Origin of the sequence: Pseudomonas sp. stari2 (assembly GCF_040760005.1) — a bacterium.
Taxonomy (GTDB): domain Bacteria; phylum Pseudomonadota; class Gammaproteobacteria; order Pseudomonadales; family Pseudomonadaceae; genus Aquipseudomonas.
The window spans coordinates 4,857,519-4,869,597 of sequence record NZ_CP099760.1 but is presented as its reverse complement, the minus strand read 5'-3'; the positions used below and the strand labels follow the sequence as shown (position 1 = coordinate 4,869,597).

At 59.0% G+C, this 12,079-nt stretch carries 10 protein-coding genes and 6 tRNA genes; 9 read left to right on the top strand and 7 right to left on the bottom strand.

The features are described 5' to 3' along the window. Positions 1–464 precede the first annotated feature (464 nt). Positions 465–1,223 carry a hypothetical protein gene (locus NH234_RS22225; RefSeq protein WP_367254330.1) on the bottom strand — a complete coding sequence of 253 codons (759 nt, stop codon included), beginning with the start codon at positions 1,221–1,223 and terminating at the stop codon, positions 465–467. Positions 1,224–1,610: 387 nt separating this feature from the next. On the opposite strand from NH234_RS22225, the gene NH234_RS22220 reads away from it, so the two are divergent. The 6 genes from NH234_RS22220 (at position 1,611) to NH234_RS22195 (ending at position 2,235) form a co-directional block, all read left to right on the top strand. Continuing rightward, a tRNA-Glu gene (locus NH234_RS22220) sits at positions 1,611–1,686 on the top strand. A gap of 2 nt (positions 1,687–1,688) precedes the next feature. Continuing rightward, positions 1,689–1,764, top strand: a tRNA-Gly gene (locus tag NH234_RS22215). A 104-nt stretch (positions 1,765–1,868) separates the two neighbouring features. Continuing rightward, positions 1,869–1,944 (top strand) — tRNA-Glu (locus NH234_RS22210). A 3-nt stretch (positions 1,945–1,947) separates the two neighbouring features. Next, a tRNA-Gly gene (locus NH234_RS22205) sits at positions 1,948–2,023 on the top strand. Positions 2,024–2,081: 58 nt separating this feature from the next. Beyond that, positions 2,082–2,157 (top strand) — tRNA-Glu (locus NH234_RS22200). Between the two features lie 2 nt (positions 2,158–2,159). After that, positions 2,160–2,235: transfer RNA gene (locus NH234_RS22195), tRNA-Gly, on the top strand. Positions 2,236–2,361: 126 nt separating this feature from the next. Here NH234_RS22195 and NH234_RS22190 read toward each other — a convergent pair. The 4 genes from NH234_RS22190 to NH234_RS22175 form a co-directional block, all read right to left on the bottom strand. Continuing rightward, entirely contained in the window at positions 2,362–4,101 is a 1,740-nt protein-coding gene (locus tag NH234_RS22190) for a dipeptidase (protein WP_367254329.1), read from the bottom strand. Between the two features lie 195 nt (positions 4,102–4,296). Beyond that, positions 4,297–4,935 (bottom strand): LysE family translocator, encoded by a 639-nt coding sequence (locus NH234_RS22185; protein ID WP_085730442.1) that lies wholly within the window; start codon positions 4,933–4,935, stop codon positions 4,297–4,299. Between the two features lies 1 nt (position 4,936). Further along, entirely contained in the window at positions 4,937–5,707 is a 771-nt protein-coding gene (locus tag NH234_RS22180) for a 2OG-Fe(II) oxygenase (protein WP_085730443.1), read from the bottom strand. 90 nt (positions 5,708–5,797) lie between these two features. Further along, positions 5,798–6,424, bottom strand: a complete 627-nt coding sequence (locus tag NH234_RS22175; RefSeq protein WP_085730444.1) for a hypothetical protein — start codon at positions 6,422–6,424, stop codon at positions 5,798–5,800. A 90-nt stretch (positions 6,425–6,514) separates the two neighbouring features. On the opposite strand from NH234_RS22175, the gene NH234_RS22170 reads away from it, so the two are divergent. Continuing rightward, positions 6,515–7,510 (top strand): LysR family transcriptional regulator, encoded by a 996-nt coding sequence (locus tag NH234_RS22170; RefSeq protein WP_367254328.1) that lies wholly within the window; start codon positions 6,515–6,517, stop codon positions 7,508–7,510. 58 nt (positions 7,511–7,568) lie between these two features. On the opposite strand, the gene NH234_RS22165 is transcribed toward NH234_RS22170, so the two are convergent. After that, positions 7,569–7,976, bottom strand: coding sequence for a PA2817 family protein (locus tag NH234_RS22165; protein ID WP_007950758.1), 408 nt, complete (start codon positions 7,974–7,976; stop codon positions 7,569–7,571). A 74-nt stretch (positions 7,977–8,050) separates the two neighbouring features. Beyond that, positions 8,051–10,498 carry an acyl-CoA dehydrogenase gene (locus NH234_RS22160; protein WP_367254327.1) on the bottom strand — a complete coding sequence of 816 codons (2,448 nt, stop codon included), beginning with the start codon at positions 10,496–10,498 and terminating at the stop codon, positions 8,051–8,053. Between the two features lie 248 nt (positions 10,499–10,746). Here NH234_RS22160 and NH234_RS22155 point away from each other — a divergent pair, with 248 nt between their 5' ends. Together NH234_RS22155 and NH234_RS22150 are read left to right on the top strand one after the other, a co-directional pair. Continuing rightward, complete coding sequence (locus NH234_RS22155) at positions 10,747–11,406, top strand: transglutaminase family protein (protein WP_367254326.1); 660 nt, start codon at positions 10,747–10,749, stop codon at positions 11,404–11,406. A gap of 43 nt (positions 11,407–11,449) precedes the next feature. Beyond that, positions 11,450–12,073 carry a glutathione S-transferase gene (locus NH234_RS22150; protein WP_085730449.1) on the top strand — a complete coding sequence of 208 codons (624 nt, stop codon included), beginning with the start codon at positions 11,450–11,452 and terminating at the stop codon, positions 12,071–12,073. Positions 12,074–12,079: the final 6 nt, after the last annotated feature.

The following is a 12,079-nucleotide window of genomic DNA, read 5'->3' as shown; positions in this document are numbered from 1 at the left end:
TGTTCCTTCGTTCCGGGATTCATCCGGGGGCATCGCCTCCGGTTTGCTTCGCTGCACCTCCTCTCGATGTGTTTGGCTTCGCCAAACGGCGCTACGCGCCCACCCCCGGATAAATCCCTCCACTCAGCCTTCCGATGGGGCCGGTACGTCAAAAGCGGTACTCGAGCTAACGCTCATCGTGTTGAGTGGTGTAGAGCCAAAGCCTAAGCCAGGGCAGAAGGGCAGAAGGGCAGAGGAAGCAGAAGAAGCAGAAGAAGCAGAAGAAGGTGCAGCAGCAGGAGTCGAGTTGCACACGTTTTAAAACCCGAGTTCAACTCGGTATTTCACGTCGGCGTACCTCTCCCAAACAACTCGGTCAGTCCCCTCTCCCTTAGGGAGAGGGTTAGGGTGAGGGGGGCTTTTGATCTTCTGCTTTGAAGCCAATAAAAAAGCCACCTCTCGGTGGCTTCTCTCTCTGACTACACTCAGTCGTAAATCACTTTCTTTTTCCAGTCCGCATCTGCCTCGACATCCTTGAGGCCGGCAGTCAGCTGGTTTTCTTCGCCTTCGACCGGAGCGATCTTGTCCATGACCTGGGCGTTGGCGCGGGCCAGGAGTTTTTCCAGGTATTGGAGTTGTTCGGCGTAGATCTGCGGGTCCTGCTGTTTGCGCAGGTATTGCACGCCGCGTTCAAACGCGAGACGGGCCTGGCCTGGCTGGTTTTGTTGCAGGGCGTGCTGGCCGAGGTTGTTGAAGAACTCGATGTGCAGCAACACCAGAATATGGCGTACTTCGCGAATCCAGTGCTTGGCTTCGTTCGGTGGCAGGAAACCGTCCTGGGCGGCGCGGGTGATCTGGCCGTGGAGGGCTTCGAGGAGGAAGCGGACGTCTTTGGCCTTGGCTTCGGTCTGTATCGGGGCTGGCGGATTGTTGACCGGGATCGATTCGCCCTGGGCGACGAGGGTGCTCAGTTCGGTGATGCGGGCCTTGGTGGTGGCACTGGTTTTTTCCAGATTCAGCAGACGCTGGCAGACGTTCAGTTCCAGGCGGGTCATCAGCAGCTTGAGGGCAGGGGTCATGAACTGGCCGGGGAAGGTTTCGGTCAGTTCGCCGCAACGGCGCAGGCGGTCGTTGAGTTCGACCTTGGTGCGGGCCTTCTCCAGTTTGGTGTTTTCCACCACATGGTTCATGTAGCCAATGGCGATCAAGATTGCGATCCCGGCTATGACTAGCAGGGTGATCATGAGTGGTGTCACCGGTAAGACCTCTTTATAGGGTTCGCGTGCGAGTGTAGTAGCTCGGCATATAGGAGCCTAGCGCCGCTCGACGGGTTGGATCAGCGAAGCTTCATCTGTATCGGCCGCAAGCCTGCTTATATAAATGCTGGCCCTTGGGGTACAGATTGCCATCACCTGTGCCGTGGACTATAGCGCCTTGGCGAGTGTCGGAATATAGGCGTCAATCGTCGGGCGACGGAAAAGTCCGAATCGGCGCGTAAAGCAGGGCGAAGTCATTGATTTAAATAAATTTATATCAGGGGGTTGACGACCTTCCAATCCATCCATAGAATGCGCGCCACTTGCAGCGTAAAGCACACAGCGAAACGCGGCAGGGAGTGAATGTTGTAGTGTGTCCCCTTCGTCTAGTGGCCTAGGACACCGCCCTTTCACGGCGGTAACAGGGGTTCGAGTCCCCTAGGGGACGCCAATGCGGGAATAGCTCAGTTGGTAGAGCACGACCTTGCCAAGGTCGGGGTCGCGAGTTCGAGTCTCGTTTCCCGCTCCAATTTTAAACGGCAGTGCCTTCGGGCGGTGCTGAGTGAATCCAGAACCAAGTCTTCGGATGCGGATCTGGGCACCGAAACACACACCATGTGTTCCGGGTAGCGTGTCCCCTTCGTCTAGTGGCCTAGGACACCGCCCTTTCACGGCGGTAACAGGGGTTCGAGTCCCCTAGGGGACGCCATTTGCGGGAATAGCTCAGTTGGTAGAGCACGACCTTGCCAAGGTCGGGGTCGCGAGTTCGAGTCTCGTTTCCCGCTCCAAATTCAAGAAGCGCCGCTCCGCAATGAGCGGCGTTTTTATTAGTGAAAGTTGTAGCCTGTCCCCTTCGTCTAGTGGCCTAGGACACCGCCCTTTCACGGCGGTAACAGGGGTTCGAGTCCCCTAGGGGACGCCATTGCGGGAATAGCTCAGTTGGTAGAGCACGACCTTGCCAAGGTCGGGGTCGCGAGTTCGAGTCTCGTTTCCCGCTCCATATTCAACAAAAACGCCGCTCAGTGATGAGCGGCGTTTTTGTTTGTGCGTTATTTGTCGCGCAACAAAAAAGGACCTCACGGTCCTTTTTTTGTTGGCCCGCCAAGGTGGTGGGCCAGTGTCGCGATCAGAGCTTCGGCAGTTGCCCGATGCGGCCCATCATTTCAGTAACGATCTGCAGGTCCAGCAGGAACTGGTCAACGGTCTTGAACTCGCCGTCTGTGTGACCGGTGTATTTGACCTCAGGTCGGGCCAGACCGAATTGCACACCGTTGGGCAGCTCATGCACCGAGGTGGCGCCGGCAGAGGTGCCGAACTCGTGTTTCATGCCCAGGTTTTCGGTGGACACGGCCAGTAGCGCCTTGACCCATTCGCCTTCAGGGTTGCGGTACATCGGCTCGGCGATCGAGTAATCGAAGTTGACCGCGACGTGGGTTTTCTTGCTCCAGGCCGCCAGTTTGTCGGCGATTTCGGTTTTGAGCACTTGCGGCGACTTGCCCTTCGGCACACGCAGGTTGACCGCGAGTTTGAAGGTTTTGTCATCCATCCCGACATAGGTCAGCGAGGTGGTCAGCGGGCCCATGAAGTCATCGGCGAAACCGACGCCCAGCTTGCCACCCTTGTAGTCCAGGCCCCAGTTGTCGGCGGCGTAACGGGCGGCATCGGTGATGTGGTTGTGTTTGAGCGCGATCTTGCCATCCACACTGTGGATGAAGTCCAGCATGCGGGCGACCGGGTTGACGCCGGACTCAGGCTCTGAAGAGTGCGCGGAAACGCCGGTAACGCTGAGTTTCACGTCCTTGCCATCGACCTTGGCATTCACTTCGAAGTCGCCGCCATGTTGTTTGGCGTATTCGTTACCGGCCTTTTGCAGACTGGCGGCCAGCTCGGCAGGCTTGTCTGTCACCAGAGTGACGAGCGAAACCGATGGAATCTGGTTGGTCGCCATGCCGCCGGTCATCGAGATCAGTTCCGCACCTTTGCCCTCGGCCTTGCGCTTGGCAAATTTGGCCATGACCGTGCCGTAGCCTTTCTCGGCGATCACAACCGGGTAGCCGCCATCCAGCGCCAGGTTGTACTCCGGCGTCGGGTTGCGCTCGAAGTAGTAAGGAATCGCGTCGCCGGTGGTTTCTTCGGTGGTGTCCACCAGTAGTTTGAAATTGCGGGCCAGCGGCAGCTTTTCTTCCTTGATTACCTTCATGGCATACAGCGTCACCACGATCCCGTTCTTGTCGTCCTCGGTGCCACGGCCATACATGCGGTCGCCGATCAATGTGACCTTGAACGGGTCGAGTTTGGTACCGTCCTTCAGCACCCAGTTTTCCGGTGTCACTGGCACCACGTCGGCGTGCGCGTGAATGCCCACGACTTCCTTGCCGCTGCCGTCGAGGGAGATTTCGTAAACGCGGTTGTCGACGTTTCGGTAGTTCAAACCAAAGGACTCGGCCAGGTCCTTGATCTTGGCGGCGATCTTGATGAATTCAGGATTCTCGTGCTGGGCGACACCCTCTTTGCGATCAGTCGGGATCTCGACCAGTTCGCGCAGGGTTTCGAGAGCGGCCTTGCCGTATTTCGCCCGGGTGTAGAGGCCCAGCAGGCGATAGATCTCGTTTTGCTGTTCAGCGGTCAGTGTCTTGTTGTCGAGAAACGCACTGATGGACGGGCGCAGGTCGTCGGTCTTGCTCAGGTCGCTCTTGGCCACTTCGCCGAGGAACTGACGGAAATCACTGACCTTTGCATCGCTGAATGTCTTGAGGATGGTCGCGCTTTGCTGCGGTGTGATGTTGGCGTGGGCGGGCAGTGTCACGGACGAAAGGCTGGCCAGAATCAGGGTTGATGCGGCCAGTTGCTTGAGTGAAAAGTCCATTGCTAAGGGCATTCCTTTGCAGGCAGTGAGTAGGAAGTGTCTGATCGATGCGTCAGACGGTTTCGCAAACTAACACCACAAGCAAGCGATAGGGGAGCCCCCGAAGTGGGACGCGTCGCACAGAAACGCAAAAGCGGCGCAGAATCGAAAAAGCCCGTCCAATCTGTCTGGGCCGGGCTTCTCCGATCCGCATGCTTACATCGACAGCACCAGTCGCCCGGCAAACAGGATCAAAATCACCCCCATGCTGCGCTCGAACCAGTGCCCCATGCGCATGAACAGCAGCCGCACTTTGCTGCTTGAAAAGAACAGCGCAACGATCACAAACCACAATGCATTGACTCCGCACATCCACAGTCCGTACAGGGCCTGAATTTCCAGCGGCGTGCTGGCGCTGATGATCGTGGTGAAGATCGCCAGGAAAAACAGCGTGGCCTTGGGATTGGTGGCGTTGGTCAGGAAACCGGTGGTAAACGCCTTGAACAGCGATTGTTCGACCAGTGGCTCGTCGCTGGTCTTTTCACCTTCCAGCGTTGTCTTGGGTTTGCTGCGGATCAGGCTGATGCCCAGGTAAAAGATGTAGGCGCCGCCCACGACCTTGGCCACTGTCAGTAGCCAGGGCGTGGTGTGCATCAAGGCACCGACGCCCAGCAGGGTGTACAGCACGTGTACGGAAATCCCCGCGCCGATGCCCAGTGCCGTGCAGATGCCGACCAGTCGACCGAATCGCACACTCTGGCGGATGGTCACGGCAAAGTCCGGGCCGGGAGCAACCACGGCCAGAAAGTGGATGGTGGCCAGCGCCAGAAACTCGCCCAGGTAATTCGATGTCATTTCAGCTCCAGAAAGTCAGGGGTGAAGCGTTGCCGCGATAGCCGACAAAAAACGAAAGGCTCAAGCGCGGATCGGCCACACCCGGCGTTACCGAGTGCATACGACGCGAATTGAACATGATGAAATCCCCCGGTTCCGGGCGTACTTCGAGGGCTGGCGGGCCGAGCAGCGCCGGATCGATGCCGTAGCTGTCGCCGCGCATCTCGTCGAACCGGTCCGGTGAAATGTCGTCTTCCCACATCTGCAACGCGCCACCCTCGGTCGGCATGTTCAGATAGACGTTGCAGGCGAATTGCGCCTCCAGGCTGTGAGCCTGGAAACTCTCCGGCGCGTCCTTGGCGAAGATGTCGTGGTGGGCCAGGAAGCAGACGCCGGGTTTGACCACCCGTGACAGACCGACATACATCTTGCGACCGTAGAGGTTTTCCAGATGGGCACCCGCCGGCCAGGATTCGTCGAGCATGCAGCGCAGGGTGTCGACCGGCGACGAGTAGGGTGCGCAGCGGTTGCGCAGTTCGGCGATGTTGCTGGTGGCGCGTTCGAAGTAATCCTCGATCAGCAACGGCTGGTTTTCCGCCTCATAGAACGCCATGCCGATGCGGCCAATGCTGGGCGCGTTGATATAACCCTCGAAGCCGGGCTCGAGGATCTTGTCGCCAATCCGGATCGCCTGGTCTTCAGGCAAAAAGCCTTTGACGCGGATGGCGAGGACTTCTTCGTTGGCCAGTTTTTTTATGCACGTCTCATCGAGACGCTCGACGTCAAGCATCATGGTTTCAGGTCCATCTAACGAGTAGTCAACGGAACCGGCGAGCGCGGTTCCCCCGGCGTCGGACGCTGCATCTGGCAGCGCCCGAAATCCTCAATCCACGCTGTAGTGGACGGACAACGTGCCTTTCTTCTGCGAAAGGGACGCGATCGTGACTGTGCCCAGATCCTTCAGGCTGCGTACATGGGTGCCACCGCAACCGTAGGCTGGCAGTTCACCGAAGCCGATTTCCCGCGCGCCTTCGCGCAGGGACGTCAGGCGGGGCAGATCGTGTTCGATCCATTGCCCGATGCCGTATTGAACGGTATGCGCATCGACTTCCTGCGCCGATTCCCCTGGCTTGAATTGCACCCGACCTTCGTCCGGCCAGTGGTGTGCCTTGATCGGCATCCAGCCCATGGCCTGGACAAAGTGACCAATCAAATGCCCGGCAGAGTGCATGCGGGTATTGAAGCGGCGACGTTCTTCATCGACGCGAATCTGGGTCATGCCCAGTGGTACCGGCTGGCTGACGTAGTGAACAATTCGGTCTGGATCCTGTACGACGCGCAGAACCTGGCTATCGCCGATCCAACCAGTGTCGCAGGGCTGGCCGCCGCCCTGAGGATGAAAAAGCGTGGCTCGCAACACAACAGCGAATTCGTTCTCGTGGGGCGTGCAGTCGAGGACTTCCACATTGGCCTTGAGGTCATCACTATGGAAAAAGAGGCGAAGCGTCATATTCCATGCCCTTATTAAAGTTTCTTTTTTAATTATATGAATCGTGCAATAACGTGATAATCCGTTCAAACATCAAAGGACTGTTGCGCTGTGAGCATAAATCTTCCTCTGCCGTTGCTCGGTGAAATGGCGATTTTCGTCAAGGTCGTGGAGACCGGCAGCTTTTCCGAGGCCGCTCGTCAATTGGGTTCGTCGCCCTCGGCGGTCAGCCGCAGTATTTCCCGGCTGGAAAAGGCATTGGCCACGCGGCTGCTGCAACGCACCACGCGCAAATTGCGCTTGAGCGATGGCGGTGAAGAGGTATTCAAGCGCTGCCAGGAGATGGTCAGCGCCGCAAGGTCAGTGATGGAGATCAGCGGCCAGTTCACCCACGAAGCCGAAGGACTGGTGCGGGTCAGTGTGCCGAAAGCGGTCGGACGCTTCGTGATTCATCCGCATATGCCGGAATTTCTACGCCGTTATCCGAAGGTCGATGTGGAGTTGCTGCTGGAAGACCGCCAGGTGGATCTGATCGACGATCATGTCGATCTGGCGATTCGTATCACTGAGCGGCCGCCGGCGGGGTTGGTTGGACGGCAGTTGTTGACCATCGACCATTTGCTCTGCGCGACGCCGCAGTATCTGGCCGAACATGGCGCACCGACTCATCCCCATGACTTGCTCAATCACAGCTGCATCTACCTGGGCGAAACCCCGAGCGATGCGCGCTGGAAATTCAAGAAGGGCAGTAAGGCAGTGACGGTCGGCGTGCGTGGCCGGTATGCCGCCAATCACACCGGCGTGCGTCTGGGCGCTGTGTTGCAGCACATCGGAATCGGCAGCCTGCCGTATTTCACGGCTCGCTATGCCCTGGAACAGGGGCTGGTCGTGCAGGTTCTGCCGGACTGGACATTCCTGGCGTCCTACCATGGCGGATTGTGGTTGCTGCATTCACCAACGCGCTACCTGCCACCGAAGCTGCGGGTGTTCATCGACTATCTGGTGGAGTGCCTGGAGAAAGAGCCGACATTGAGCAGGCCCGGAAAACCCACCGGTTCAAAAGCCTTGGCCGAGTACGAATTGCCCGAGAGTGAAGGGCTGCTTTAACCGCATGAAAAAGGCCCGCATGGATCACCATGCGGGCCTTTTCTTTACCGGGCGAAAATCAGTGCTTGCTGTCCTGGGCGGACATCGCCAGCAGCTGTTTTTCCTGATTCCAGTCGAACGGCTCGTCGTTCTGTTCGGCTTCGTAACGGCGTTCTTCCAGTGCCTGATACATGTCGATTTCTTCATCGGACAGGTAGTGCAGGCAGTCGCCTGCGAAGAACCACAGCAGATCCCGCGGGATCAGGTGGGCAATTTGCGGATAGCGGGTAATCACTTGAGTCAGGATGTCCTGGCCCAGGTATTGGCTTTCGATCGGCTCGATCGGCAGTGACGCCAGCAGTTCGTCGAAACGCTCCAGGAACAGGGCATGGCTTTCTTCGGGAACCTGATCGGCCTCACCTACGGCGACCAGGATACTGCGCAGGTGGTCGAGCAAAACCAGATGATCGGCAACGACGTTGGACACGAGATAAGTCCTCAAGAGCAAAACGGGCGCGGGAGTATAAAGCCCCTGCGCCCGTTTTTCACTGATTGAAGGGATCAGCGGACTTTCCCTTCCGCCGGTTTCAGTTCCTCTTTGTCGAAGTCATCGACATCGATCACCTTACGCCGCGCCGCTTCGGCATTACGCAGGGTCTGGGCTTCCACCGCCTGCAACACCCCGGCTTCAAGTGCTGCATCGATGGCGTGTTCGCCGGCGACCGGTTTGACCTGGCCGCTCTTGAGCGATGAATGCAGCTTTTTGTGCAACGGTTGCGCAGCGTTCAACTGATCGCAGGCGTGTTGCAGTGCACCGACCGCATCGTCCGCCGATTGCGGGCGATAGCAGCCGGCGAGCAGTTCTTCCAGCGCCGGATCGCCCTTGGCCCGACCGATGACGCCAGCCACTTCGGCACCGAGTCTGTCCGACGGGCCTTTGTGACGACGACCGAACGGGAACACGATCACCCGCAACAGGCAGCCGAAAACCCGGTTCGGGAAGTTGGTCAGCAGTTCATCCAGGGCCTTTTCCGACTGGCCGAGGCTTTCTTCCATCGCCCATCTGAACAGCGGCTCCATGTACGCCGGGGAATCGAGGTCGTGATAACGCTTGAGCGCCGCCGAGGCGAGATACAGGTTGCTCAGCACATCGCCCAGACGGGCCGACAGCCGCTCGCGTCGTTTCAGTTCTCCGCCCAGCAACATCATGCTCAGGTCGGCGAGCATGGCAAACGCGGCAGCCTGACGGTTGAGCGCGCGGAAATAACCCTGGCTGAGCTTGTCTCCCGGCGCGTGTTCGAAGTGGCCGAAACCAAGGTTCAGCACCAGCGTGCTGGCGGCGTTGCTCACGGCAAATCCGATGTGTTTGAGCAGCAGGCCATCGAACTCCTTGAGTGCCTGATCCTTGTCCTCGCGACCGGCGAGAGCCATTTCCTTGAGCACGAACGGATGGCAGCGGATCGCGCCCTGGCCGAAGATCATCAGGTTGCGCGAAAGAATGTTCGCGCCTTCCACGGTGATGAAGATCGGCGCGCCGTTCCAGCTGCGGCCCAGATAGTTGTTCGGGCCCATGATGATCGCCTTGCCGCCATGCACATCCATGGCGTGGCTGATGCACTCGCGGCCGCGTTCGGTGAGGTGGTACTTGAGGATCGCCGACAGCACCGAGGGCTTCTCGCCCAGATCCACCGCGTTGGCGGTCAGCATCCGGGCGGCGTCCATCATCCACGCGTTGCCGCCGATGCGTGCCATGGCTTCCTGAATGCCTTCGAACGCCGACAGCGGAACATTGAACTGCTCACGGATCTGCGCGTATTGCCCGGTCACCAGACTGGTGAACTTGGCCGCACCGGTACCTACCGCCGGCAGCGAGATAGAACGCCCGACCGACAGGCAATTCATCAGCATCATCCATCCCTTGCCGAGCATGTCCTGGCCGCCGATGAGGAAGTCCAGCGGGATGAACACGTCCTTGCCGGAGTTGGGGCCGTTCATGAACGCTGCGCCCAGTGGCAGGTGGCGACGGCCGATTTCCACGCCGGGGGTGTCGGTCGGGATCAGCGCCAGACTGATGCCCAGGTCTTCTTTATCGCCGAGCAGGTGATCCGGGTCATAGGCCTTGAAGGCGAGACCGAGCAAGGTCGCAACGGGACCGAGGGTGATGTAGCGTTTTTCCCAGTTCAGGCGCAGGCCGAGGGTTTCCTGGCCTTCCCATTCACCCTTGCAGATGATCCCGGTGTCGGGCATGGCGCCGGCGTCGGAACCAGCGAGCGGGCCGGTCAACGCGAAGCATGGAATATCGTCACCCCGGGCCAGTCGTGGCAAGTAATGATTGCGCTGTTCGTCGGTGCCGTAGTGCAGCAGCAGTTCGGCCGGGCCGAGGGAGTTGGGCACCATCACGGTGGAGGCGAGGTCGCCGCTGCGGGTCGCCAGTTTCATCGCCACCTGGGAGTGAGCGTAGGCGGAGAAACCCTTGCCGCCGAACTCCTTGGGAATGATCAGGGCGAAGAAACCGTGTTCCTTGATGTGCGTCCAGGCTTCTGGCGGCAGGTCCATCGACTGGCCGATCTGCCAGTCGGTGACCATGGCGCAGAGCTCTTCGGTCGGGCCGTCGATGAACGCTTGTTCTTCGTCGCTCAGTTGCGCTTTTGGATAGGACAGCAGCTTGTCCCAGTCCGGGCGCCCGCTGAATAGTTCGCCGTCCCACCACACCGTGCCGGCATCGATCGCGTCGCGTTCGGTCTGCGACATCGGTGGCAGGGTTTTCTGGAACCAACTGAACAGCGGCGCGGTGAAGTGTTTGCGGCGCAGGTCAGGCAACAGCAGCGGGGCGGCCACCAGGGCCAGCACGACCCAGAAAATCAGCAGCAGCCAGCCCGGCGCGTGGCTGAAAATCCCCATCGCCAACAGGTAAGCGGCAATGATGCCCAGTGCAGGCAGCGGGGTGATGCGCCGGTGGGCCAGATACGCCACGCCGACGATCAGAACCAGTATCCACAACAACAGCATATTTAATCCTCCGTGAACCAAGGCGAACCGACCCTCCAGAGCTTAGACGGCATCTGCAAAACGGGGCGGTCAGAGCAAGGTGATTGAAATCGTGGGAAACCCCGGATGTCTTTTGTAGGTTCGGTGGGCAACACGCGTGGGAAATCGTTCGCAGCTTCCGCGTCTTTGCGTGCATGTTTGGCCGAAACGTCGTTATCTCTGTGCTGAACCTCTCGCTAGACTCGAGGCTCAATCAGGAGAATGTCGTCATGCACGAGTATCTGAGCCCCGGCCGCTTCATCGATAGTGACCACCCCTCGGTGGTGGAGTTCGCCGAGCAGCACCGTGGTGCCAGTCGCGACCTGCGCGCGCAGGCGATCAGTCTTTATTACGCCGTGCGCGAGGCGGTGCGTTACAACATGTACACCTTCAGCCGCGACCCGCAGACCTTGCGCGGCAGTTACGCGCTGGCGGCGGGTGAGAGTTATTGCGTGCCCAAGGCCACGCTGCTCGCCGCTTGCGCGCGCCATTGCGGGATCCCCGCACGAATTGGTTTGGCGGATGTGAAAAATCATCTGTCGACGCCGCGTCTGCTTGAGCTGCTGAGAAGCGAGGTGTTCGCCATGCATGGTTATACCGAGCTGTTTCTCAATGATCGCTGGGTGAAAGCCACACCCGCGTTCAACCAGAAGCTCTGCGAAATGTTCAACGTTGCACCGCTGGAATTCGACGGCATGAACGACAGCGTTTTTCACCCTTACAACAGTGATGGCGCGCTGCTGATGGAGTACCTGGTCGATCACGGTCAGTTCGCCGATGTACCGGAATCCTTTTTCTTCGAACATCTGCAGAAATGTTATCCGCACCTGTTCAACGATCAGCAGAAACCGTTGTCCAGTGACATGCGCGGTGATGTCGGCAGCCTCTGATCCGGCGTATGCTGCCTGCCCATTTACTGGAAAAGAGGCGGTCATGCTGAAGATCTGGGGTCGCAAGAATTCGTCGAATGTCAGAAAACCGTTGTGGGCTGCCGAAGAGCTCGGGCTGGCCTACGAGGCCATTGATGCCGGTGGTGCGTTTGGTGTGGTCGACACACCGGAGTACCGGGCAATGAACCCGAACGGGCGGGTGCCGGTGATACAGGACGACGGTTTTGTGCTGTGGGAATCCAATGTCATCGTGCGTTACCTGCTGGCAAAACATGCGGCCGATACCGCGTGGTACCCGGCGGATCCGCAGACCCGCGCCACCGCTGACAAGTGGATGGACTGGACGACTTCCAGTTTTGCAGGCCCTTTCCGCACGGTGTTCTGGGGCGTTCTGCGCACCCCGGCGGACAAGCAGGACTGGCCGGCGATCCATGCCGCGATCAAGGAATGCGAGGGCTTGCTGGCGATGGCCGATCAGGCCCTGAAAAACCAGCCGTACCTGTCCGGCAGTGAAATCGGCATGGGCGACATTCCGCTTGGCAGTTTCATTTATGCCTGGTTCGAGATGCCGATCGAGCGCGCGCCGATGCCGCATCTGGAGGCCTGGTACGCGCGACTGAAGCAGCGTCCGGCGTATCGCAAAGCCGTCATGACCGCGTTGACTTAATACCTA